The organism is Spirosoma areae (assembly GCF_054781775.1).
This window is the reverse complement of the sequence record NZ_BAAGTT010000034.1, coordinates 36,991-60,853: the sequence shown is the minus strand read 5'-3', so window position 1 is coordinate 60,853 and position 23,863 is coordinate 36,991. Positions and strand designations below refer to the sequence as shown.

Annotated in this window: 18 protein-coding genes; 6 read left to right on the top strand and 12 right to left on the bottom strand. The window is 52.5% G+C overall.

What is annotated here, in order from left to right; all coding sequences use genetic code 11:
• Positions 1-64: 64 nt before the first annotated feature.
• From ACYVI1_RS19355 to ACYVI1_RS19340, 4 genes are all read right to left on the bottom strand, one after another.
• The gene (locus ACYVI1_RS19355) at positions 65-364 is read right to left on the bottom strand and encodes a putative quinol monooxygenase (protein WP_460912392.1); all 300 of its coding nucleotides are present in this window, start codon (positions 362-364) and stop codon (positions 65-67) included.
• Between the two features lie 240 nt (positions 365-604).
• A complete protein-coding gene (locus tag ACYVI1_RS19350) occupies positions 605-1,522 on the bottom strand; it encodes a cation diffusion facilitator family transporter (protein ID WP_460912391.1) in 918 nt (305 codons plus the stop codon).
• Positions 1,523-1,555: 33 nt separating this feature from the next.
• Positions 1,556-3,751 carry a TonB-dependent receptor gene (locus ACYVI1_RS19345; RefSeq protein WP_460912390.1) on the bottom strand — a complete coding sequence of 732 codons (2,196 nt, stop codon included), beginning with the start codon at positions 3,749-3,751 and terminating at the stop codon, positions 1,556-1,558.
• A 73-nt stretch (positions 3,752-3,824) separates the two neighbouring features.
• Positions 3,825-4,106 carry a hypothetical protein gene (locus ACYVI1_RS19340; protein WP_460912683.1) on the bottom strand — a complete coding sequence of 94 codons (282 nt, stop codon included), beginning with the start codon at positions 4,104-4,106 and terminating at the stop codon, positions 3,825-3,827.
• A gap of 251 nt (positions 4,107-4,357) precedes the next feature.
• Here ACYVI1_RS19340 and ACYVI1_RS19335 point away from each other — a divergent pair, with 251 nt between their 5' ends.
• Positions 4,358-4,885 (top strand): PAS domain-containing protein, encoded by a 528-nt coding sequence (locus tag ACYVI1_RS19335; protein WP_460912389.1) that lies wholly within the window; start codon positions 4,358-4,360, stop codon positions 4,883-4,885.
• A 24-nt stretch (positions 4,886-4,909) separates the two neighbouring features.
• Here ACYVI1_RS19335 and ACYVI1_RS19330 read toward each other — a convergent pair whose 3' ends face one another.
• From ACYVI1_RS19330 to ACYVI1_RS19315, 4 genes are all read right to left on the bottom strand, one after another.
• Entirely contained in the window at positions 4,910-7,354 is a 2,445-nt protein-coding gene (locus ACYVI1_RS19330) for a TonB-dependent receptor domain-containing protein (protein ID WP_460912388.1), read from the bottom strand.
• A gap of 85 nt (positions 7,355-7,439) precedes the next feature.
• On the bottom strand, positions 7,440-8,789 hold the full coding sequence (locus ACYVI1_RS19325) for an HTTM domain-containing protein (protein WP_460912387.1): 1,350 nt from the start codon (positions 8,787-8,789) through the stop codon (positions 7,440-7,442).
• A gap of 92 nt (positions 8,790-8,881) precedes the next feature.
• Entirely contained in the window at positions 8,882-10,036 is a 1,155-nt protein-coding gene (locus tag ACYVI1_RS19320) for an imelysin family protein (protein WP_460912386.1), read from the bottom strand.
• A gap of 100 nt (positions 10,037-10,136) precedes the next feature.
• On the bottom strand, positions 10,137-11,306 hold the full coding sequence (locus ACYVI1_RS19315; RefSeq protein WP_460912385.1) for a DUF4856 domain-containing protein: 1,170 nt from the start codon (positions 11,304-11,306) through the stop codon (positions 10,137-10,139).
• Positions 11,307-11,655: 349 nt separating this feature from the next.
• Here ACYVI1_RS19315 and ACYVI1_RS19310 point away from each other — a divergent pair, with 349 nt between their 5' ends.
• The 4 genes from ACYVI1_RS19310 (at position 11,656) to ACYVI1_RS19295 (ending at position 16,003) form a co-directional block, all read left to right on the top strand.
• On the top strand, positions 11,656-12,084 hold the full coding sequence (locus ACYVI1_RS19310; RefSeq protein ID WP_460912384.1) for a response regulator: 429 nt from the start codon (positions 11,656-11,658) through the stop codon (positions 12,082-12,084).
• A 73-nt stretch (positions 12,085-12,157) separates the two neighbouring features.
• Complete coding sequence (locus tag ACYVI1_RS19305) at positions 12,158-13,234, top strand: alpha/beta hydrolase (RefSeq protein WP_460912383.1); 1,077 nt, start codon at positions 12,158-12,160, stop codon at positions 13,232-13,234.
• A 21-nt stretch (positions 13,235-13,255) separates the two neighbouring features.
• Entirely contained in the window at positions 13,256-14,731 is a 1,476-nt protein-coding gene (locus ACYVI1_RS19300; protein ID WP_460912682.1) for a leucyl aminopeptidase family protein, read from the top strand.
• Positions 14,732-14,791: 60 nt separating this feature from the next.
• Positions 14,792-16,003 (top strand): ATP-grasp domain-containing protein, encoded by a 1,212-nt coding sequence (locus ACYVI1_RS19295; RefSeq protein WP_460912382.1) that lies wholly within the window; start codon positions 14,792-14,794, stop codon positions 16,001-16,003.
• A gap of 7 nt (positions 16,004-16,010) precedes the next feature.
• Here ACYVI1_RS19295 and ACYVI1_RS19290 read toward each other — a convergent pair whose 3' ends face one another.
• The 4 genes from ACYVI1_RS19290 to ACYVI1_RS19275 form a co-directional block, all read right to left on the bottom strand.
• Complete coding sequence (locus tag ACYVI1_RS19290) at positions 16,011-18,605, bottom strand: glycoside hydrolase family 9 protein (RefSeq protein ID WP_460912381.1); 2,595 nt, start codon at positions 18,603-18,605, stop codon at positions 16,011-16,013.
• 6 nt (positions 18,606-18,611) lie between these two features.
• Positions 18,612-19,967: a neutral/alkaline non-lysosomal ceramidase N-terminal domain-containing protein gene (locus ACYVI1_RS19285; protein WP_460912380.1), complete on the bottom strand. Its 1,356-nt coding sequence runs from the start codon at positions 19,965-19,967 to the stop codon at positions 18,612-18,614.
• 168 nt (positions 19,968-20,135) lie between these two features.
• Positions 20,136-20,876: a ferritin-like domain-containing protein gene (locus ACYVI1_RS19280; RefSeq protein ID WP_460912379.1), complete on the bottom strand. Its 741-nt coding sequence runs from the start codon at positions 20,874-20,876 to the stop codon at positions 20,136-20,138.
• 15 nt (positions 20,877-20,891) lie between these two features.
• On the bottom strand, positions 20,892-21,608 hold the full coding sequence (locus ACYVI1_RS19275; protein WP_460912378.1) for a ferritin-like domain-containing protein: 717 nt from the start codon (positions 21,606-21,608) through the stop codon (positions 20,892-20,894).
• A 145-nt stretch (positions 21,609-21,753) separates the two neighbouring features.
• Here ACYVI1_RS19275 and ACYVI1_RS19270 point away from each other — a divergent pair, with 145 nt between their 5' ends.
• Positions 21,754-23,727 carry a glycoside hydrolase family 97 protein gene (locus ACYVI1_RS19270; RefSeq protein ID WP_460912377.1) on the top strand — a complete coding sequence of 658 codons (1,974 nt, stop codon included), beginning with the start codon at positions 21,754-21,756 and terminating at the stop codon, positions 23,725-23,727.
• Positions 23,728-23,863: the final 136 nt, after the last annotated feature.

Genomic DNA, 23,863 nt, shown 5'->3' with positions numbered 1-23,863 from the left:
TACGCTGCGGGGCCGAACTATTTACAGAAAATTGAGGTCTAACCGTGTTTTTGTCAACAATAAATCAGGCACCTTTGGCGGCTAAAATATCGACCATTTCGATAACGGGGTCGGATGCGAGCAACTCGGCAGCATTCGCCATCAGGGCTGCGGCTATCGGACCACTGAGGTGCGCCTGCCGACCGGCATCGTCGGGGAAGGTGTCGAAAATGCCAAATGTCGATGGTCCCAACTGAACGCCATACCAGGTAACAGTAGCTGGTTCATTTTGGGCGAGCGGTAACCCGCTCTTTAAAAAATCAGCCACGGCTTGCTCTTTGCCGGGTTTGGCTTCCAGCCGTACCAATAGTCCTACAGTAACCATGATTGATTGAGTTTACAATCGAACGCTGATTTTTATGGTGACGGTCCGCCGTTGCGGTTAAGATTTTCACTGATTTTTTGTATTATTCCCCGTTTACTGTATTAAATCGTGATAAATCTTACCAATCATAAAAATCAGCGTTCGATTAAGTTTAGAAAGTGATCCAATGAGGATGCAGTATGTTCGACCGTTGAGCCAAAATAGATTCATGGCTCCACTAAATTTAGCGTATCCTGATTCTCAACAATCGTTGGCTTCGCGCTCTTCTTTGGTTGCTGTCTCGGTTTCGAGCGTCGCGTGGCTGATGTTCTGGTGTTCGAGCCGGTGCCGGGCATCGTGTTTGAGTGTGGTAATCTGTACGTCGGTGAGGCCCGGTTGCAGCACGAGATGAGCCGTGAGGGCATTTTCGGTCGTGCTCATGGCCCATACGTGTACGTGATGCACATCGCGCACGCCCGCCACCGCCCGCAGGTCGGCGAGCACAACGGCAAGGTCGATGCCCGCCGGAACGCCATCGAGAGAGAGCCGCAAACTATCATTCAGCAACCGCCAGGTCGACCCCAGAATTACAGCCGCCACGACTACCCCAATCACCGGGTCGAGCCAGACCCAGCCCGTGTAGCTGATAACGATACCAGCCACGACCACGCCCAGCGAGACGAGCGCGTCGGCCATCAGGTGCAGGTACGCGCCTTTGATGTTGATATCGTGGTCTTTATCCCGAAAAAACAGCAGGGCCGATACCGTATTGACCACAATGCCCAGCCCAGCCACCCAGGCCACCGGCAAACCGGCAACGGGTTCGGGGTGTCGGAATCGCTGAATGCTTTCCCACAAAATGGCCCCAATCGTCACCAGCAGAATAACCGCGTTGGTGAGCGATGCCAGCACGGTGCTTTTCCGATAGCCATAGGTATAACGCGACGTTTGCCGGACTCGCGCCAGCCGAAACGCCAGCAGCGACAGCAACAAACCTGCTACGTCGCTGAGGTTGTGACCGGCGTCGGCAATGAGGGCTAACGAGTTGTAATAGAACCCCATGCCGAATTCTACGGCCACATAGACCGCGTTTAGCACTGCCCCGATAAGTAGTGCCCGGTTAACGGAAGTCAGCACGGTTGGGCCGTGGTGGTGGTTATGCGTGTGTTCGTGTGCCATGTGTTGAGTAGCCTGGACGTTTAGGCTACCTGACTAAAGTTTCAGCTTAATACCCCCGTTAATAATTCGACCATCGGTAGGGGCATAAATATCGGTAACAAAAACAGGCTGTGTACTCGTGCCACTCACCAATGGCTCATACCGCGACTGTCGAACATCCAGAAAGTTCTCGAAATTAATGAAAACACTGCCAAACGACCATTTTCGTTCCAGCATATAGCCCAGCGTCACATAAGAGCGGGTTATGGTCCTGTTGGTACGTTGTTGCGTTCCGGTATAAAACGCTTCAAAACCCGTTTTGAGTCGTTTGGTTTCATACAGCGTCGTGAAATAGAGCCGGTGCTTTGCCGTGAGCGGAATTTGGCCCGTCAGTCCGTCGTACTGCTGTTTCGTGTCAATGAACGAGTAACCCAGAAAGGAATGAACGTCGTGGAAAACCAGCCGGACGTTTGTTTCAAAACCCCGTGAATCAAGGTGCCCGTTGGCCGTAGCAAACGCAGAGACGCCCGTGGTCGTTAGCACCGTCAGTCGGTTCAGTTGCGTATAGAAAAATAACTGATTGATGGACAGTGTCGTTTCATCGCCTAATTCGGTGCGGTAGTTAATGTCCCAGTTCGCGCCAATCGACGATTCAGTCTGGCTGTTCCGAATGGAACGAAGGTCGATAAACTGAAAGTTTTGTCGCTCAGCCTCTTCCGTAAAAATTGTGGGTGCTTTGTAGCCCAAACCACCGCCCAACCGGCTCGACCAGTGCCCTGATGTGCGATAGAGCAGCGAAAAGCGGGGCAGTAGAAACAGTTTTGGTTTGCTTTCATCGGCACTGACAGGCACGCGCGTATCGACCACATCGCCCCGCAAACCCGTTTCCAGAATAAATTTTTCGGAAAGCGTCAGGGTGTTCTGCACAAAAACGCCAACTGTACTCTGCCGATACACATTGGCAAGTAGAGCTGCCGTGCGAGGACTAATGTCATCAAACTTATCCGTCCAGATAGTCAGACCAGTAATCCAGTCTGTCTTTGTCTGATGTTTGAAATAACTCACCTCCGTAAATGACGATTGCTGCCGTCCTTTGAATTGGTAGCCGGGAAGAATAATAGCCCGATTGAAGAGGCTATAACTGTTTTTTATCGTCAGAAGCGCATCATTGGCGAAGCGTTTCTCCAGCCGGAACTGCGTGGCTAACCGCCGGGAATCATTCGCTTCGGTATAGCCCGCTGCGGCTTCGTTTCGGATGGTGGGCAGGTAGCCGCCGGTGCGCTGCTCGTCGGTCCAGATAAGGCCCGCCGAAAGGGTCATAGTTTGGTTCGGATACCAGAACAGTTTGGGTTGCAGGGTGGTGCGGCTGGTTTGGGGCAGGTCCGAAAACTGGTCGCGGTTAGGGTCGTAGGCGCGTTGAAAATTGCGGGTGGCATAAAATGTCAATCCCACTTTATCGTTGCGCTGGGCGAAATAGCCGTTCAGGTCGAGACCGAGGGCTGACGTGCCATTTATCAGAAACGACAGATTGCGCTCACGGGTCGGGTCTTTCGTCACCAGATTGACCAGCCCGGCAATGGCACCGCTGCCGTAGAGCGTTGACTGACACCCTTTTATAACTTCTACCTGCTTCAGATTCAGCGGTGGCACCTGCATGAGGCTCAACCCGCTCGAAAAGCCACTATACAGCGGCAGGCCATCCTGCAGCAATTGCGTGTATCGGCCATCTAATCCCTGAATCCTGAAGGTAGCATTGGCCGACGTAACCGACGTTTGCTGCACCTGAATGCCTGGACTTTCGCGCAGAATCATGGAGATGTTGGCAGGTTGCATATTCGCTTTTTCGTCTAATTCTTCCCCGTCGATCACCTCAACGCGTATCGGTTCGTCGGCTACGCTTCGGCCCATTCGGGTAGTCGATACGGTTACTTCGTCGAGTTCTTCTTCCGACGGTTCGAGCCGAATCCGAAGGGTATCGGTTAGGGACTGGTTTAGGGCCTGCGTAAGGGTCTGAAAACCGACTGCCGATACCTGAAGCCGCTGTGGACCGATGGGTGGGAAACGAAGCCGAGCATAGCCGACAGAATCAGTTACTGCACCCGTTGTCGTACCAATCAGCAGAATTGTGGCACCAGGAATGGGTTGGTTGGTAAGCGCATGACGTACCGAAACCCGCAGCGTATCCTGACCGGAGGCCAGATTTGTGAGCACTGTTATGGATAGTAAAAAGTATAAAATACCGTTTTTCATGTTGTACAGGAAATACAATGGGAGATAGCAGCCGTAGTGATGAGCGGCTGGGAAGAAATCCACAAAAAACGCGTCAAACTTTTGGGGGTTGCCAGACCGAACGGGCTATATCGCCGTAACCAGAGGATTGGTAGGCAAATGCTTTTGGGGCGGAAATAACGCCTACTGGTTCAGCCGGGAGCGCGTAACGGAAGGGTTGCGGAACGGCAAAACCGGCGCAGGTCGCACAGGAGCAAAACGGGCTACAGGGAGCTTTGTGGCCGTGTTCATCGTCGGCGGAAGCCGATGGGTTAATTGGATGGTTTTTTTCAGCACGGCAGCAATCGGTGTCTGGGCAGGGGAGGCCCGATAACATCAGCAACCACAGCGAAAAAAGATAAACCACCGCTTTCATGCCCGCAAAGGTAGAACGGAGGGGAATGCAACCGGTAGTCAAAAACGCATTGGCGATGGTCTGAAACGCGCCTGCGGTCAACAATAATCGAAAAATCCTAAAAAAAACAGCGTTCCCGCTGCCCAAACTGCCCGCAAATTCGTTATGGAACCTATGTAGTCTTATCAATCTTCCCTGCCAACTATTGACAGGATTTCTTTACCTTCGCCACAATGGACTTCTGCGGACCCTACGACAAACAACTTGCTGCCCTACACCAGCCATTTCTGCTTACTCCTTTACTGGCAGGCTGGGAGTTCAGACAAAAGCCAGACCTGTTAACCGGGAGGGTAGGCTGGCTACCGTTGGCAAAAGCGCAGGACTGGAAATTAACTGCCCCAATTCGTCATGATTTGCTGAGTGATGCCTGGGTGGTTGTTATCACCGATACCGATCAGATTATTCAGTACGTAAATCCCGGCTTTGAGCAAATGACTGGCTACACTCCTCAGGACGCAGTGGGCCGCCGACCGAATTTTTTGCAGGGTGAGGGAACCGACCTGCAAACCCGTCAGCGTATCAGGCAGGCCATTGAGCAGCGACGATCTGTGAGCGAACGGATGCTCAATTATCGAAAAGACCAAACGCCCTATTGGTGCCAAATTATCATTCGGCCAATCGTTAACCGCCAAAAGCAAGTCGTCAACTTTATTGCCTTCGAGCAGGAGGTCTCCGTTGAGGAGTCGGTTAGCGTTCGCTAAGCAGGAGCAGCGGGCAAGCAGTGATCACAATTTCACCTGCACCGTCATATACACACTTCGGCCATCGGATGGTAAAATACCCGGCCCAGGGTAGCCCGTTGCCCGGCGGGTGAAATATACCCGGTCGGCGAGGTTGTTCACACTGCCCTCCACACGAAACTTACTGAACTGATACGATAAGCTGGCATCCAGGATGGTATAAGCCGGAATCAGGCCGATAACTGCCGATACGCCCCCTTCGCGGGCATTGGTAGCGTCGGTAAACTGGTCGGAGAGGTGGGTGTACTGAAACGAAGCTTTCAGGTTTTTGTAACCCAGCCGAAGGCCGCTTTTCAGGTTTAGCTTCGGCACAAACTCTACCTGATTGCCCGTAACCCCGGCCACCTCGCTGGCGTTATAGGTCGAATGAATCAGGGCCACATTGGCGAACACAACCCCGCTCAGATTTGGGTTCTGTGGATTGGCTAAGCGTAAAAAATCACCTTCGGCATAGGATTCCAGGCCCATAATGATGGCCCGGCCAATATTCCCCCGACGGCGCAGCACGCGGTCGTTCTGGTCGTAGAACTGCACTTCGCCGATGCGGTTGTTATAGTTGAGGTAAAATGCGCTGACATCAAAGTTATATAATGTGGTTTGCGTGCTGCGAATTCCCAAATCAAGGGAGTAGCCCTTTTCGTCCTGCAGGTTCGGGTCGATCACCTGCGAGGGGTTGGCAATCCGCATATCACTGAAGGTAATCGACCGGTAATTCTGCGAAATATTGCCGTATATATCCAGCGAAGGTGTTGGTTTATAGCTGACTCCCAGCCCACCCAGCACAAACTGCCGCCCGTTGGTGCGGAACTCGCTGGTGCGGCTCGAACTGATAATATTACCCGCTAAATCGCGGATGGTGGTGCCGTAGAAACCGTCGGCGGTGGTGTGAATGTACTCGTAACGAAGGCCGGGTGTGATGGACAGTTTATCGCCAATATAGAGAATGTTTTCGGCAAACAGCGATACATTTCGGTTGGGAAACCGGTAATCAGAGGAAATAGCGTTTGCGTCGCTGATGTACGAGAAATCGGCGTCTTTACCCGCGCTGCCCAGCCCCTGCACGCTATGATTGAAGCCGTGATAATACCGGCTTCCGACCAGCAAAACGGCCTGTTGTTTAGCCAGCTCGTAGCGTTTCAGATACCGGGCTTCGGCTCCCCAGTTGCTGAACTCCCCTTTTATTAAATCGCGTTCACTGTTATCATCCACGCTGGCCACGCGGTTGGGCCGAAAACCTAACGAATACCGGTGCGCCGACAGGCCGAAAAGCCTGACATTGAACTCGTTATTGCCGTTAAGTTTATGGTCGAAATGCAGCGCGGGCATGGTCCAGTTTACGGTAAACCAGTTGCGCTCCCGATTGCTTTGGCGGGCGTTTTCGGCAAACAGGCCATCGGTCAGGCCACCCGGTTGCTGGGCTACATAATGCATCTGCGTGATGTCGAAACCCAGCGTCGTTCTCTCCGAAACATGGTAGTCAACATCCGCGAAAGCGGTGTAGTTGGTGAAATGCGAATTGGGCCGCCAGCCGTCGCCTTTTTTGTACTGAAAGAAGGTGTAATAACTCAATTTGCCGACCGTTCCACTGGCGCTGGTAAAGGCATTGTAGAACCCGAATGACCCGATGGTTTGCCGGGCCACCAACTCTAATTTTCGGTCGGCTACAGGCTTCTTCATCACGAAGTTGAGCAAGCCGCCAAACTGCGTCCCGTATTGCAGCGAAGCCGCCCCCCGCACAATCTGAATCCGGCCAACGGCCTCAATGGGCGGGGTGTAATAACTTTCGGGGTAGCCCAGTGCGTCGGCACTGATGTCGTAGCCGTTCTGCCGCACGTTGAAATTAGACGTCCGGTTGGGGTCGAGACCGCGGCCGCCAATGCTCAATTGCAGCCCTGCCCCTTCGTTTTCCCAGATGTTCAAACCCGCCACGCGGGCATAAATCTGGCGGGCGTTGTTGGTGGCCAGATTGGCGACCAACTGTTCAGGAATGATCACCTCCGACTTTTTGCCCTCGTAAATCCCTAAGCCCTCAACCCCGCGCATCCGGGTGAAACCAAAATCCGATTGCTTGTCGGTAACGGTCACTTCGGCCAGCGTTTCGAGCCGGCTAACAACCTGAATCAGTACGTGCTGGTCGCGCCCGGCAATAGTGGTTATCTGTTTGGTCGCCTTGAAATCGGGGCAACTCGTGTGCAGAACGTATTGACCATCAGGAAGATCAGCAAACGAAAACCGGCCTGCGCTATCGGCCTCGGTGCTGCGTTTTCCATTGTTCAGATAGACCGTGCAGCCCCGCACCGCTACGCTGTCGTTTCGCGCCCGCACCGTTCCCGAAAGCTGGTGTTGGCCAAACGCGGAGGTTGCGAAAAGGCAGAAAATAAGAAAAGTAAAAAGTGTTAGTTTGTGCTGTCGGGTTCTTAAACCCGGCATAGTGAGGTTTCTTAAAACCGAGTGCAAAAAATAGGTTCGGTTTTGAGAAACCGCCCTCGTCAGGTTTGAGAACCTGACGGCACACCTAAAACCCGTAAATTTTATCATTGAAAGGGGTAATCCACGCTTTGTGTTTGAATGATTCCTGTTCGATGGCCAGATTAGTAGCCGGGTCAATCAGGGGTTTGCCTAAACGACCGTTCAGAGCTACGTATGAATCAGCATAAACTTCGGGGTTCTGAAAGCCGTGCTGCGCGTAGTAATTCCGTAGAATATGCGCGTACTGAAGCAGCATATCGGGCTGGGTCGACATCATTTTTTCCTGCAAAGGTGTCAGGAAATTTGAGTTGTTGACGACCGTTTGCCTGCCCGAATCGTCTTTAATCGTAAACTGAGCGTACCCCGCTTTTTCCATCAGCATCACCCGCCATGAAAACCGGTAACCCTGTTCGGTCCAGAACAACTCCCCCGGATAGAGCAGGTACCGAAAAGGGAATAGCAACTGAACCGTAAAGAAAAGGGCAAAAATACTCAGCACAGTTCTGGTTATAACGGGGCGATACGTATATGTGCGGTGAGCCAGAAGAAACGTTGCCGGAATGGCTAACCATCGGCTCAGTTGCCGGATGATGGTAAGATGAAAATTGGCCGAAAAGAAAATCAGGGCCGTTATAATCATGATGTATGGGAACATGCCAATGGGAAACAGCAGGGCTGTCAGCCCGTGAAAAACCACCACTGCCGCGTAGGCCCAGGGCCGTGACGCGCGGTGCCAAAGCAGAAACGGAATAGTCAAATCATATACACACCCAAACCAACTGAAAATAAACGCTATCCAGCGGTAATTGAACAGAAAGCCAACTAAGGGCAGGTCGTTGTGCGCGGGTAACCAGATGCGGAGGGGCAGGGCATTCAGCAGCCAGTCGCTGTTGAGTTTGGCCAGACCCGCAAACACATACAGCAGGGCCACAAATAGCTTCAAAGAGTCGATGCACCAGGCCGGAATCTGGCCGGCGAGCAACCGGGGCCGACGATACGCATCAACCGAAAAATAGGTATGAGCGGGCAGGAAAATCAGCAGCCAGCAAACCATACTCGTAAAATAGTAATGGTTCAGGTAGGTGCTTTTGTCAATTAGTTCAATGTAGGTAAAGCTCAAAAATAGAGCGATAATCGCTACTCGATACAATAACCCAATCGCCACCAACAGTGCCGACAGGCCACAAATGGCAAACAGCAGGTAGGTGTACTGACCCAGCGGCTTCACAAACTCGAAGCCATAGAAGGGGAAAAAGTAGCGCGGCTGAATGTATAACTCCGAAATCCAGCCCTTAGCCCAGAAACGAATAATGCTCCCGAAGAGCATTGCACCAAACAGGAGTCTGAAAACGGCTAACGGTGCCGCTGAAGTGGTTCTGCGAAAATAAGCTGACACATTTGTTGCTAGTTTTAGAGTCTATGTTCAACGTTAAACGTTCAATGTTTCGGATTGCCTCTGGCACCTGAAACGTTGAACGTTGAACTCGTTTAATCCCCATCGTTATCCGTGTAGGTGATGGTAATGCTCATGGCGGTGGTCATGTCTACTTTGAGCATTCGGATAACTTTCTGCATTTGGGTGTAGGTTGCCACCATAGCCGTGTTATTGGTCTTAACTTCCTCATACAAATTGGGTTTCAGCGTGTTGAGTTGCTGCGTGATGGCATTAAATTGGTTGTTGATAATGTCGGTTAACAACGTGCCCGTGCTGCTGTCTTTGGTGCCCAAAGCGTTCAGATACGTTTTAAAGCCCGGCCCCTGTTCACCCGTTTTCACGCTTTTTCCGTTGAAGAAATCGACCGAAGCCTGGTGCGCTGTTTTGGCCAGTATTAGCGAAATGTCTTTTTTGTAAAAACCCTCGACGGTCTCGGCCGAAACAGTGCCGTTGGTCATCGCCCCCGACGGAATCCCGAATTTGCCCGATCGGATGTAGCGCTCATAGTTGAGCACATAGCCGTTGACTAATTTCGAGGTCGAACAGCCCGCGTTCAGGGCCGTGCAATTGATGAACGTGTCGCGATAGCCGGTGTTCCAGGCCGAATAGACCGTTGTAAACATCGTGTTCATCTGGATCGTCAGCCGCTTGAGGTAGGCTATGCGTTTAGCCGCATCAGCGGCTGTGGTGTACCGCAACAGAATGGCGTCGTCAGTAGTGCCGAGGCCATTAATCAGGTAATCTAAAGCCGGAAAGCCCTGTTTGGGGTAGGAAGCAGGCACCTCAAACGTACCCGAACCGGCGGCAATGTAGTCTTCGATTCCGGTGGTATTGGCCGGGTAAATATTGAAAAAGTTGCGAAGGGTGTATTGCTCCGCCGGACCAACATCGAACAGTTCGACCTTTTGCCATTCGATATACGCATCGACCCAGGCTTGCCGGAAATCGGTCAGCGAAGCTTTGTCCGGTTTGGCCGCAAACGCGTCGGATTTGGCCAGCATCAGGTCAAGCTTCGTTTTGAAATTTGCATAGCTGGGCAGAATAAGGTTGTCTGCTATGTTGGCCAGCATCGCTTTTCGGTCGCTGCTGGCCTGGTCTGTTGGGGTTGTGGTGTTGCCCGGTGCCGGATTATCCGTTCCACTACCCCCACACGCCCAAAGTGCGCCCACAAACGCGCAGGCAAACCCGATTTGTTTCCACCTTTTCATACGTATAATAGGATGGAACGCAGATGACGCAGATGGTTATGATTTAAAGAGATTTGTAGCTGCGTAAATCATAACTATCTGCGTTATCTGCGTTCTATTTTCAAAGCAAATTGAACTTCGTTTTTATGGCTGTAGAAGCCGCGTCAATCTTCGCATTTGTCAGGCCCCAGAACCCGGTGGGCGACGAGAGCAACCCCGCCAGAACAGCCTCCGAAAAAGCAGCATCGACATTGCTCAGTTTTGCATACCGGAGCGAATAAATAAAGCCTAAACCTTCGCCAATGGCGTGGGCGCGGGCCGCATCGGTGGTGCCGGTTTTCCATTTGCTTAGGTAGCCAAGAGCCGCCAGCGCAATGGCTTTTTCCATCGCCGGGCGCAGAATAGCTACCTGTTGTTTCAGCACGGTCATGTCGTTGTTAACAATGGCCGCCCGGCCTTTCAGCAGAGCCGGATAAATTTTGGGGAAATCCTCTTTGTTGTATTCCCAGATGTAGGACCCAATGAAACTCTCACCCGACGACGTGGCCGTTGCTTTTTGGCCGTAAATTGGGTTAGCCGTCAGGATGCCATACATCTCGTCCCAGTTCTGCTCAAGCTGGGTGTATTTTTTGCCCGAAACCAGCGTCAGATTGTCGGCCATCAGCCCTTTATCGCTCAGGAGAACATTGCTGATATAATCGAGCTGGAACGCACCAATCAGGCCCTTCTGAATAATCTGACCATATTCGATGCCTTTCTCATCGACCAGATACGTGCCCAGCTTACCGGCTTTACCTTCCGCAGCCACCGCCGACACCGATTTGCTGGCCGTAGCAATAGCCGTAAAACCAGCCTCAATGGTTTGGCGTTCTTTCTCGGCATCAGCCGCCGACAAAGATGAAGCCGTCACGCTCCGCAACTGTACGCCCGACGTGTTCAGCCCGGCATTGGCCGTACCCGAAAACGGACTACCCGTGTTGGCAAACATATTTTTCAGCACAGCCGCATCCAGCGTAGCACCTGTGCTAACGGCCGTGCCGGAATAGGTATTGATGGCCCGGAATATCAGCAACCGAGCCGCGCCCGTGGTTAGGTCAACGGTTTTGGCACCGGTTTCATCGACAAAGAAATTGGCGTAGTTGGTGGTATCGGTCAGTTTCGCGTAATCAAGGGATTTGCGAAGTTGCGGCCGAACGGTTGTGGGGTTTTCTTCGCCTGTTGTGCAGGACACCAGAATAACGATAGAAACTAAAAGAAGTAGAAAGCGCGTGAGTAAAGCAGGTTGTAGCATGGTATTAACAGCTTGTGTAAAATCTGCTGCAAAGTTATACGCTAATTAGACTAATTCTAATATACTATTTAGAATTTTTTAAAATAAGCCATAAATCATTAATTATCAGACAGTTGAATTTCGAGATTAATTATAAAGTAACCTGAATAGTGTTGCAAACCTGCATTAAATAACCATTAAATAAGTTATGGAACAATAGCATATTTGCGGTTGGTATAGTATATTTAATTCCGCTTCTGCTCTCTCTGCATCACCGCTTCTGCTCATTTAACGTTGTGTTGGCAAACTTCTGCCAACCAGAAAAATCTCTGGTCAATAAACTGCGTATCCTGATTAACCCGTGCTCGCCATGGCTTTCCACTTCTCAACGAACGCTACAGTGCCAACTTCACCTGCCGTTTGGGTCGTTGACGACGACGAAGACGACCGGCTTTTCATCTGTGCTGCTTTTGAAGACACGCAGCGATCCATAGGCGTCAGGACCCTGAGTGATGGGGAGATGCTGCTGCCTAATCTGGCTAAGGCCGATGAACTGCCCCGCCTTATTTTGCTGGACATAAACATGGCGCGTCAGAATGGGTTCGATACACTTGCCCAACTTCGCAACTCAACGGATTTTGCTCATCTGCCCGTTGTGATGCTGACGACCTCAACTGAAATCACCGACCGGCAGCGTAGCTTAGCGTTGGGGGCTAATCAATGCCTGACAAAACCCGCCAGATACGAGCAGTTAGTTTCGCTGGTCAACCAATTAACCGAACAGTGGGCGCTGGCGTAGGGTAGTACACCGGCTTCCTCATTTTTTTGGAGAGTTTCTGAACCAACTGGCCCCGGTATCAGATTCTGTACGTATGTCTTCATCAATACGTTTAGAATTAACGACAACCATCAGCGACGACCGCCCGGTATTTATATCGGGCAATTTTTGCGACTGGCTCTCAGATTTAGATACCTTTCGGATGCAGCCCGTCGGGCCGGGTCAGTTTGTGTATGAGTTTCCCAACGACATATTGCTGCCCGAAAAACTGGAATACAAATACAACCGTGGCGGTTGGGACCATGTTGAACTGGACGCATCGGGTGAGTCGGTTGCTAACCGGACACTGGCATCCACTGCTATTGCCAAACAGGATTATGTGCCCCACTGGCGGTGGTTTGGCATGCCCTTCAACCCGGAGTTGCTGCCCAAAATAGAGCTCCTGGGTGATTCGTTTCAGGTCCCCGGTATTAGCCAGGAGCGTAGGGTTCATGCCCTGTTACCCCACGATTATGACCATACCGATAAACGCTACCCGGTGCTGTATCTGCACGACGGCCAGAATTTGTTTGGCGGGGGCGTTGGGTATGGAAGTTGGGAAGTTGACCAGAAGATGGCCCTGTTGGCCGCCCGGCATCACCACGAAGTCATTCTGATCTCAATTGATCATGCCTACGACGAGCGCATTCAGGAATTTACACTTCATCGCACCCGCGCCGGAAAGGGACGGGGACAGTACTATTTAGAGTTTATTCGGGATACGTTAAAACCCATTGTCGACCAGACGTTTCGCACCTTGCCCGATGCGGCCCATACGGGTATTGGCGGGAGTTCGCTGGGTGGGCTGATTAGCATTTACGCTGGCTTAATGCACCCCGATGTGTTCGGTCGGATGATGGTTTTTTCGCCTTCACTCTGGATTTCACCTAAAATTTACTTCGACGCCATTCGGTTTCAGGCACCGGTGCCGATGAAAGTCTATGCCTACGGTGGCGAAAAAGAATCAAGCTATATGGTGCCGAATATTCAGCGCTTCAACGAAGCGTTAGCCCGCCAGCAGTATGGCGGTAATTCCATTGATATGCACCTCTCTGTCGACCCGACCGGAACGCATCAGGAAGCCCACTGGAGCCGCGAATTTCCAAAAGCAGTGGAATGGTTATTTTATTAACATCAACCTAAATTGACCCTCGTGCACATCACCCTGCTTACCCAGTCTGCCGCTATGGGCGACGTCATTAGTTCAATTGTGCAAACCGACGCACTGGCCGACCAGCTTACTGGAATGGCTGGCAAATTGGGTATGCCAGCATCCGTGCTTCAGCGCGATTTTAAGGCCGATGCCAACGAGACACTGGTGCTCTATAGCCCGGACGGAACAAAAACTTATTTACTTGGTATTGGTGCCGACCCGCAACAAATAGACTGGCTGAAGGCCTTCCGGAAATTCTTTTTTGAGCAGAAAGCTAAACTTCCAGGTCACCTCGGTATTGATTTAACCACGTTCGGCTCTGACGTTGTCGAAGCCGTTGTGCTGGGTGTTCGCTGGGGCGGGTATGACCTTAAACTCTACCAGACGGATAAACCCGAAACCCCGGTTTTCTTTTCGGATGCGGGCCAGTTGACGCTTTACGTGGACACTGACCAGCAATCAGCCGCACAGGACGCACTGACCCGCGCCGAAGCAATTGCCCAAACCCATCGGCAAATGCTGGACCTGATGAATGCCCCGGCCAACTACAAAAACCCACAAACCTTAGCCGATTGGGCCGTTGCGTCGGGAAGTCAGTACAAGTATCAGGTAACCGTACTTAACAAAGCCGAACTCGAACAACAGGGGTTGGGCGCGTTGCTCAGCGTGAGCCAGGGGAGCGATGTGCCCCCGGTGCTGATTGTGGCTGAATATAAACCCGTTGGCATCGAAAACCCTAAGAAAGTGGGATTGGTGGGAAAAGGTGTAACGTTCGATACGGGTGGCATTTCCATTAAAACGTCGGCCAATATGCACCTCATGAAAAGTGACATGGGCGGGGCTGCGGCTGTGCTTGGAACAGTTGAGGTGGCGGCAAAACTGAAACTACTCATTCATGTCATTGGCATTGTGCCCGCAACTGAAAATGCCGTAGATGGCCGCTCCACCAAACCCGGCGACGTGATTACGTCCTACATCGGAAAAACCATCGAAATCATTGATACTGACGCTGAAGGACGCGTTATTCTGGCCGACGGGCTGGGCTACATAGTTCGCAACTACCAGCCCGATGTGTTGATTGACTTAGCTACGCTGACGGGCAGTGTGATTTCGACCTTAGGCTACCATGCCGCCGGGCTATTCACGCAGAATGATGAATTGGCCGCCCAACTTACTCAGGCCGCGAACCAGACCGGCGAACGTCTGTGGCGATTACCGCTCTGGGACGACTACCGCGAGGATATAAAATCGGATGTGGCTGATTTGAAAAACTTTAGCGGCAAACCCATTGCCGGGGCCATCAGCGCGGCCAAATTTTTAGAAGTGTTCACGGGAAAACACCCCACCTGGGCGCATCTGGACATTGCCGGAACCGCCTTTGCCGATACAGAATTTGGTTCGCAGAAAAACGCGACCGGCTTTGGTATTCGCCTGTTAATCGCTTACTTACGGCGGTTAGCTGGCGGAAATCAGTAAGAAAATTTCGTTGTTTAATTAGTTGGCCGTATCTTTTTTGGCAAAACACCAGCGTATACCATGAGTCAGTTGTCTTTTCTATGCATTGCCACTTTTTTGAAAGGGCAGGATTTTATGCGGGCCTGCAAGGAGTTGGGTAACACCGTTTATCTGCTCACCGACCAGAAACTTGCCCATGACGACTGGCCGCGCGATGCCATCGACGAGTTCTTCTTCCTGCCCTCGCCCAGCAATGCCCCCGACGACCTGGAACAGATGATTCTGGGCCTGTCGCACGCCATGCGCTCCCGCCGGATTGACCGGGTGGTGGCATTGGATGACTTCGACGTGGAGAAAGGCGCGCTCATTCGCGAGACATTCCGCATCGACGGAATGGGACAGACAACAGCCCGCTATTTCCGGGATAAATTAGCCATGCGGACGCGGGCTTTTGCCGCTGGTATTCGCGTACCGAACTTCAGTCCGCTTTTTCATGACGAAACCGTAACGGCCTTTCTGCAAACAACAGAAGCGCCCTGGCTAATCAAACCCCGCTCGGAAGCCTCCGCGACGGGCATTCGCAAGGTACATTCGTTAGACGAAGCCTGGTCGGCTATTCATTTGCTGGGCGAAAACCGGCATCATTACCTCATCGAAGAGTTTAAACCGGGCAAGGTCTATCATGTCGATTCGCTGTCGGTAGAGGGCAAAGCAGTCTTTACGCGGGTAAGTCAGTACCTGGCTACGCCGATGGAAGTGGCGCATGGGGGTGGGGTCTTCCGCACCGGCACACTGCCGCTCGATACGCCCGAAACGGCGGCTTTGGGCCAGATTAACGACCAGGTTCTGGAAGCCTTTGGGATGCGCTACAGTGCTTCCCATTCTGAATACATCCGGGGCGACCACGACGGGGAGTTGTATTTTCTGGAAACAGCCTCGCGGGTGGGCGGAGCACACATTGCCGAGATGGTCGAAGCCGCGTCGGGTGTGAATCTCTGGCGCGAATGGGCTAAACTCGAAGTGGCCATGGCCCGAAAAGAGCATTACGTTCCGCCCGCCGACAAGGCAGGACATGCCGGACTAATTGTGTCTTTAGCGCGGCATCAATGGCCTGATTTAGCGGTTTTTACTGAGCCGGAAATCTGGTGGCGAATGAAGAAGGAGTACCACGTTGGCGTTATTGTTCAATCCGACGACCGGACGCGTATCCTGACGCTGTTAGAGCAGTACATGCACCGGATTTATCAGGAGTTCCACGCATCGGCCCCCGTGCCCGACAAGCCAACGAGTTGAGCCGTTCTCACAACTCATCGACCCGCACAAACTGATACGATTTTTGCTGAAGTTCGGTTAGCAGTTCATCCAGATGCGCGTAGAGTTTATCCGTCCGGGCGGGGGCCGCGCCGATGTGCATCAGGAGAATAAACCCGTTTAAACCACTACGATTTTTCTGTTCATACCCGCGAATGGATTGCAGAATGGCTGCGCTGCTACGGTAATTGCGGGCATCGGGCGTGGTGTAATCGGCATGACTCAGTGTGCCGGGGGTGTAATTGATAAGTTGAATGCCTTCGGCCTTTGTCCAGGCGGCAATGGTATCGTTATACCATTCGTAAGGCGGCAAAAAGAGCCGGTTTGTGGGTTTGCTAAAGGGTGCCAGAGCTGCATAGTTGGCCTGTAAATCAGCCTCAAATTGGTTATGCGTGATAAGCAGGCTATCGCGGTTGGTCCAGTCGCAGTACAACAGGTGCTGGTCGGAATGAGGACCGAGGAAATGCCCGTCCCGGCTCAATTGCTTTATTAAGAGTGCAAAGTCGGGGTTTCGTAAAAACCGCCCGGTCAGAAAAAAAGAAGCCCGGATGGTATGCTTCTGCAACGTCCGGGCAATGGATGGGCCGCCATCGGCAAATTCATCGCCGGTAAACACCAGCGCCAGTCGGCGAACGGTTGTATCACCCCGAATTTTAGCCCCCTTAAAATAGGTTGCCTTCGGGTCGGTGCGTAGTTTCTGATTCAGCTTTTGAACGGGTTGATTTGTTTTTTTTAACGTAGTGCCGGTTCGGACAGGTTTTTGCCGTTCAGCCTGTTTAGCAGCCAGCAAATAAATCAGCGAGGCCGTGCCATCCATCGTGGGTTCGTTGGTGCTATAGTCGCCATAATCGTCGTGATACACGGCTGCTTCACTCTGAAAAGGCGCGTATTCGTCGGGTTGGTACAGTGTGATACCAATCAACTTGTTGTAGATGCTGCCCCGCACCGGCCCATCGACCAGGCCGCCATCAATCGGGTAGTTTTTCAGGCGCGTAAACGCCGAGTGCGGGTCGGCGGGCGTATCGGCGTTGGCAGGCAGACCATACACAAAACTTGTTCCCCACAAATTACAGCCAAACAGCCAGTCGAAACTGGCTTGCTCGAGAGCGGCAAACTGACGGTCGCCGGAGAGTTGCCGATACCACAAACACTGGGTGGCAAAGGAAGTGGTGAGGTTGTTGCTGCACCAGATAAACGGTACGCCCCGGTAAAAGGCATTTTGCCGCGCCCGTTGCCAGATGATGTCGATACCCTGCTTATAAAAATTCAGGACGGTTTTTCGCTGATGGGCTGGTAGCCGTTTGGCAAGTTCGGCATGACCAGGATTTACGAAGGGATACCACTGATAATGCCGGGCTGTATCGTTCAGAATCCAGGGTGTAACGGGTTCTCTCCGGGCAAATTCCAACGCCGTCTTCTGTAAGTCGACTGCTTGTTTGCCCGGTGCACCGAGACCGTTAAGTTGCTCAACGGCAGCCAGTTCCATGTCATCGGCGAAGTTGTCTTCTTCGTAGAAATACGGTGCCCGGCCTGGTGCCGTCTGGCAATTGCCGGGTTTACTCAGGCCAAGTTGGTAAGCCGAGCGCGACCGTTGCCATAACTTATTGGCGTAATCCCGTCCGGCATTGTTGGTCAACCGATTACGCATCAATTGATACCCCAGCGACAGCGCACTGCTGACTTTGCCCGCCGTGGACGCTACACCCGTTGCCCGATTTTTGTACTTGAATAGACCCTGTGGCCGACCGGTGGCAAAGTAAACCGGGCGTTCAAAACCTTTGCCATAAAGGGCGTCTTCGTTGGGTATCCGAAACCCGGCATGGTCGCGGTCGTCGGCGAGTTGATTGAAGAGCCAGTCGTCGGTAGGGTGCATTTTCAGAAGCCAGTCGAGTCCCCAGCGGGCTTCGTCGAGCACGTCGGGCTGGTCATTTGCTCCCGCCAGCCCATTCGCCAGATGTTTATCACCGAAAGCCGCCGGGAAATCGCGTAGGGCGGCCAATAAGTGATAGGTTGCGTTGGCTGAGGTTGTTACATACTGCAAATAATCGGACGCATCGTGCCAGCCGCCCGATACGTCGATGTGGGTACTGTCGGGCATGGGGCCGTACATCGTGTAGCCATCGTGGGTATGGCAGGAATCGCGTAGAAATGGATTGTAGCCACTTCGCTGCTGACGCATGTAGCGCAGACAAAAGTCAGCCGCGCCGTCATACACATTCTCGGCAATACGAAAACCAGGTGAACGCGTACCATCGTCGGTTTGGAGGTAGTAACGGCCCGGTTTTTGGATAGCCGAAAAATCGAGCCGGTAGGTTTGCTGAAACGGTCCGTACCCGCCAAACGCCCGCCCTGCCGACAGTTGCTGAATGGGCTGGTTGGTCTGTTCAGCAACGAGCTGGAAGTGAGTGATGGTTTGCTCGGTCAGGCTCCCCCAAATGGCAATTTTGGGACTGCCGGGACGGTAGCCAAGCAGGTTTATCCGGATAACGGCGGATGATTCATTGGGAAACACACGTCGGCGAACAGCTTCGATGGCAGGAAAACTGATTAGCAGAGCAAGTACTATCGTTAAGCGAACAAGCATAGCTTCTCACATTTTTTTCAGTAACCCCATCATCATCTCCTCAAAATAAGCCCCGTTGTAGGGTCCAAACCAGTTCATGTCGCGGGTCTCGTAGGTCTGCCGGTTGTAGTAGCGGTCCGGGGTCACGTAACCGATGTAGCCGCCATCGAAGCTGGTAATCATCAGGTTAACCCCTTTTTGCGTAGCTAATGGCATGAAGTCAGCAACGAACTCGCCCGAAAAATCGCAGGGTGTGCCCAGCAATACCGTTTTGCCAATACGCAGGGCTTTGAGGTCGGAAGGGTAGTCGCCATAAACGGCGTAGAACAGCCACGGGCGAACGCGCCAGTTGCCAATCACGCGCGGGTGAGGTTCGCGCAGACTTAGCGGAAGGGTCAGCATGGCCAGCGTGCTGTCGGACTGCATCTGAATTTGGGGCACGATGCGTTCAATGCGAAGGGCTAAATCACCCGCATAATTACGAATCTCCTGAAAGTCGGTTTTGCCCCGCGCCTGTGGGCCGGTACTGCCAACTGCTCCCGCCAGAAACACCGCAAAATCTGCCGACTTTTTCTCCAGCCGGTCAACCAGCGACCCCGGATAATCGCGGCTCAGATACTCCTCCATATCATCCTCAAAGAGAGTTGGATGACCGGCAAAGGAGCAGAGCAAAGCCGATTCGCCATTCGTTTTCTTCAGTTTCAGCAGGCGAATCGCACCATCGAGGGGCTGCGTTGGGCCAGAAAACCCAATTCGGTTATAGATATGGTCGGTGGCATCCGTCTGACCATAGCCCACCGTCACGGGAGCCATATGTGTCTGAGCGTTGCGAAGGGCCATCAATACGCCATCCGTAATGCGCGTTACAAGTTTTTCGTCGTAGCCGCCCGCAATCAACTGACCAACCAGCCCCGGTGCCCAGCCGCCCACGCTATTGTGAGAATGAATGGCTCCCATGTACACATTCTCCCAGTGCAACCCAACTTCCGGCAACCGTTTTTTCAGGGCTTCGGTTACGGTTGGGGGCGTAATGAGCAGGTCTAAACCAACAATGGCCACGTTTGTGCCGCCGTTATCGAGTACAATCGCCCGTGCGAAAATCGAGTCGCTCACAATCTGCCAGTGTTTTCCGCGACGCGCCCCATAGCCGCCCGTGGGTGTAGTGTAGGGGGGCGTAATGTTCGTTTTGGCCCAACCCGCCCGGATGGGTGTTTGGGCTACGGGCGGAGGAGGAAGTTGCGCTAATCGCTGTTTGGTTTGGGCGTAGTACGGCATCTGCCGGTAGGGCGTGTCATCGACCGGCGCCAGACTAACAGCCAGAAACAGGAGGATGAAGCCAACAAGGCCTAATAGAATTTTCAGAAGAAGGCGTAGGAATTTCATGCCCCAAATATGGATAATGAATACTGTAGAATGGATAATGAAGACCGTAAGTTGCTTGTAATAGTTCAATTATTCATTGTCCATTCTACATAAAAAAGGCACCAGAGAAAATCTCCGATGCCTTCCGTCACCCTACCGGTTTCCCGGCCTCCCTATTAAAGGTTCTTATCACATAAACTGCGATGCAATAACTAATACCTCTGTTTTCGTAAGCGGTTCATCGAATGCTTCGCGGAAGGAGTCGTCTGTAAAGCCCGTTGTATTCGGCAACGTTTTCAGATTGACCATCCCCTGCGTAAACGTAGTCTGCATCGGATTGGATACCCAACCTTTCAGGCCAATGAGCCGCCGGATTTCGGATGCGTGCCGGGCTTCGACCGAGTGAATTTGTAACGCCGTCTGGAGCACACCCTTATCATTAATCAGCACACCTGCCTGCCCTTTGTAGGCCGCTACGCCTGTATCTTCCAAAGCGCGGGCAGTGGCCAGAAATGTCATGTAGTTGGTAAACGTTCCGGCCGCAAACTTGAAAGTCGGTTTTGCCACCGCACCCGCGCCTAAAGCGCCTTTCAGCAGGGCTACGTGAGCCGCTTCGTGTTTGCCGATTTGCGCCAGAATGGTTCGGTCGCCGGTCGGAATCAGGCCAGCCGAGTTCAGACCCAGGCGATAAAACTCGTCTTCCAAATATTCAAGCGTGAGGGCATAATTAAGTACCTCGATAGCCGCCGGTGAGGGCGTACCCGCCTGGGCAAGGGCTTTGTTGAGGCTGGCAGCCACAAGAGTTGGAATACCCGCTGCCACTAAGTTTGAGCCAAATTTGAGCAGGTTCCGGCGCGAGTAGAAGCTATACCGCTCACTAACTTCGGGGTCCGTCTGCTCAATGTCAGAAATTATTTTAACGAGATTCATGGTGATTTGTCAGGTTTACTTGGGAAGATTGGTGGCCGTAATCTGCGTTTTCACGAACGTCTGCGCGATGGGCAGTACCACCGCTGGCGAATCAGCTTTATCAAGCCCCGACGTGGGTGCTACCACATCGTCGCCGGCAAAATCGGCTGATTTTGGGTTCAGCAAGTCGCGAATGGCGGCTGCGTGCCGCGCTTCGACCGAGACAATCTTTCCGGCCAGGCCCAGATAACCCATATCTTTAATAAGGGGTCCTGCGCCATTATAGGCTGATACGCCTAAATCTTCAAACGCTTTGGCCGTACCCAGAACACTGGCCCGGTCGCCAAAATTGATGCCACCGAAATTAGGGGTGAGGGCACCAATGGCATTCGTGCCGAGAGCAGCCTTGAAAAACTCACGGTGAATAATTTCGTGATTCCGAATGTCGGTGAGGATTGTTTTCTCGGCATCCGACATGCCACTATAGGGTGTGGCGATAACTTGTGTATAGAAAGCGGCCTCTAACTGTTCCAGCGCGTAGGCGTAGTTCAGGATACCGAAGTCGCCGGTGCCTAAATCAACCGGTGCCATCACGGTAGTCGGGTTTTCTTCGCCTTCTTTGCACGAAGCCAGAATGGCTCCGCCTGCTGCAAAGGCTCCTGCATACCGCAGAAACAATCGGCGCCCCACTCTAACCGGCTCTAACTGACCGGGCAGCATAGGTAATCCCGATGAATGCTGTTGCTTACTCATAAACGTCGAGTTATTAAGTGTCGAAAAAGGCCGTCTTTTTCTGGACGACTTACTGCATGTACGACAACTGGTTAAATTTGGATTTATAGCTGACTTTGCATAAATGGCTATTTTTACAAAATAGCGTTCTCAAACCACCTTACTTATGAACTCACTGCGTTGGTGTGTATTGATTTGTGCGTTAATGACAAGCCCCGTTCTGGCCCAGAAAGTTCTGCGTTTGGCATCGCCCAATGGACGAATTGTGTTTGTGCTCACCCAGGCGAAAGCGGCTCCGGCTTATACCATCACCTTCGATAAAAAGACCCTCATCGAGCCATCTGAACTAACAATAGCCTTTCAGGGAAGTGGCTTGTTCGGGCCAAATCTGATGACGCAAAAGCCTATTGTCCGGGAAATTGACGAGACGTATGAATTGGTTGTCGGGAAGGCGAAATCGGTGCGGAACCATTGCCGGGAGGTCGTTATTCCCTTACGTGAAAAGACGCAGCCGGGGCGGCAAATCAATCTGGTCGTTCGGGTTTTCGATGATGGCGTCGCGTTTCGGTACCAGTTTCCGAAGCAGCCAAACTGGTCGTCCTATACGCTGACCGACGAGAATACGACTTTCCGGCTGGCGCAGAACCCTACTGTTCGCGCCCTGTTTCTGCCCAACTTCACTACCTCACACGAAGGATTGTACACGACCATTCCACTCGGCAGTATTAAAAACGATACGCTGATGGACATGCCCGCTCTCTTCGAGTTTCCCGACAAAACGTATCTGGCCATCACCGAAGCTGCCCTGAGCGATTATGCCGGGATGTATCTGACGAAAAAGAAGGGCGTTTTGATGAGTCAGCTTTCGCCGTTGCCCAATCAGAAAGAGACTAAGGTAAAGGCCGTTCTACCCCACCAAACACCCTGGCGGGTGCTGCTCATTGGCGACCGCGTTGGTACCCTCATCGAGTCGAATATCCTCACAAGTCTTAACGAGCCGTGCCAAATTAAGGACCTGTCCTGGCTAAAACCCGGCAAAACGACCTTCCCCTGGTGGAATGGGAACGTCACGCCCGACACAAGTTTTGCCCCCGGCAACAACTTTGAGACCCAGAAATACTACATTGATTTCTGCGCCGACAACCACATCGAGTACCATTCGGTGGTTGAGTATGGGTTGCACGAGTGGTATGTTAACGACGGGGCCGGGTTTGTACCGGGACCGAACGTTAATGCCGCGAAGACTGTGCCGGGGCTGGATATGCAGCAGGTGTGCGACTACGCCCACAAACGGGGCGTGGGCATTCGGGTATGGGTGTTCTGGACGGCCCTTTACCCGAAACTGGAAGAGGTTTTCACGCAGTATGAAAAATGGGGGCTTAGCGGCCTGATGGTGGACTTTATGGACCGCGATGATCAGGAAATGGTTAACATTCAAAACGAGATTCTGCGCTCGGCGGCCCGGCATAAACTGCACATTCAGTTTCATGGAGCCTACAAACCAACCGGAATGCACCGTACCTACCCAAATGAGTTAACCCGCGAGGCAACGCTCAACTACGAAACCTGCAAATGGAGCGGCCTGGCCACGCCCGACCATGACCTTTCGTTTCCGTTTACGCGGTTGCTGGCCGGACCGATGGATATGCACCTCGGCGGTTTCCGGGCAGTTCCCGATAGCCAGTACAAAATTCAGTACACCCGCCCGCTCATGCACGGCACCCGCTGCCACCACATGGCGATGTATGTGGTGCTGGAAAGTTACCTCGGCATGGTGGCCGACTATCCCGATGCCTACAAAGGTCAGCCGGGATTTTCCTTTCTGACTCAGGTGCCAACCATTTGGGACGAAACGCGCGTACTGACAGCGGAGGTAGACCAGCACATAACTATTGCCCGGCGCAGGGGCACCGACTGGTTTGTGGGCAGCATCACCAACTCAACCGCCCGCGACCTGTCTATCAAACTGGACTTTCTGCCCGAAGGTACCTACTCCGCCGAACTGTATGCCGACGCCCCCGACGTTGCCCTGAATCCTAACCACCTGACGCAGCAAACGCGCACCGTCGGCCGGACAGACGTGCTGACGCTGAAACTGGCATCGGGTGGCGGGCAGGTCATGCGACTGCGGAGGCAATGAGAAACAGTAGAAAGGGAATGGGGCTACCATTTTAGTGGGTTTATGGCATAGAATAGTCAGAATATGACTATTCAAATAGATTTAGCCTGATTATGAACATCCTTAGCTTTTTTGGCCGTCCGGGCAAATCATTTTT

Bases quoted from the DNA above. Each gene is read 5' to 3' on its own strand.
- ACYVI1_RS19335 (WP_460912389.1), top strand. From the start codon at position 4,358: ATGGACTTCTGCGGACCCTACGACAAACAACTTGCTGCCCTACACCAG.
- ACYVI1_RS19350 (WP_460912391.1), bottom strand. From the start codon at position 1,522: ATGGCACACGAACACACGCATAACCACCACCACGGCCCAACCGTGCTG.
- ACYVI1_RS19285 (WP_460912380.1), bottom strand. From the start codon at position 19,967: ATGAAATTCCTACGCCTTCTTCTGAAAATTCTATTAGGCCTTGTTGGC.
- ACYVI1_RS19295 (WP_460912382.1), top strand. From the start codon at position 14,792: ATGAGTCAGTTGTCTTTTCTATGCATTGCCACTTTTTTGAAAGGGCAG.
- ACYVI1_RS19305 (WP_460912383.1), top strand. From the start codon at position 12,158: ATGTCTTCATCAATACGTTTAGAATTAACGACAACCATCAGCGACGAC.
- ACYVI1_RS19275 (WP_460912378.1), bottom strand. From the start codon at position 21,608: ATGAGTAAGCAACAGCATTCATCGGGATTACCTATGCTGCCCGGTCAG.
- ACYVI1_RS19280 (WP_460912379.1), bottom strand. From the start codon at position 20,876: ATGAATCTCGTTAAAATAATTTCTGACATTGAGCAGACGGACCCCGAA.
- ACYVI1_RS19340 (WP_460912683.1), bottom strand. From the start codon at position 4,106: ATGTTATCGGGCCTCCCCTGCCCAGACACCGATTGCTGCCGTGCTGAA.
- ACYVI1_RS19345 (WP_460912390.1), bottom strand. From the start codon at position 3,751: ATGAAAAACGGTATTTTATACTTTTTACTATCCATAACAGTGCTCACA.
- ACYVI1_RS19330 (WP_460912388.1), bottom strand. From the start codon at position 7,354: ATGCCGGGTTTAAGAACCCGACAGCACAAACTAACACTTTTTACTTTT.
- ACYVI1_RS19355 (WP_460912392.1), bottom strand. From the start codon at position 364: ATGGTTACTGTAGGACTATTGGTACGGCTGGAAGCCAAACCCGGCAAA.
- ACYVI1_RS19315 (WP_460912385.1), bottom strand. From the start codon at position 11,306: ATGCTACAACCTGCTTTACTCACGCGCTTTCTACTTCTTTTAGTTTCT.
- ACYVI1_RS19320 (WP_460912386.1), bottom strand. From the start codon at position 10,036: ATGAAAAGGTGGAAACAAATCGGGTTTGCCTGCGCGTTTGTGGGCGCA.
- ACYVI1_RS19310 (WP_460912384.1), top strand. From the start codon at position 11,656: ATGGCTTTCCACTTCTCAACGAACGCTACAGTGCCAACTTCACCTGCC.
- ACYVI1_RS19270 (WP_460912377.1), top strand. From the start codon at position 21,754: ATGAACTCACTGCGTTGGTGTGTATTGATTTGTGCGTTAATGACAAGC.
- ACYVI1_RS19290 (WP_460912381.1), bottom strand. From the start codon at position 18,605: ATGCTTGTTCGCTTAACGATAGTACTTGCTCTGCTAATCAGTTTTCCT.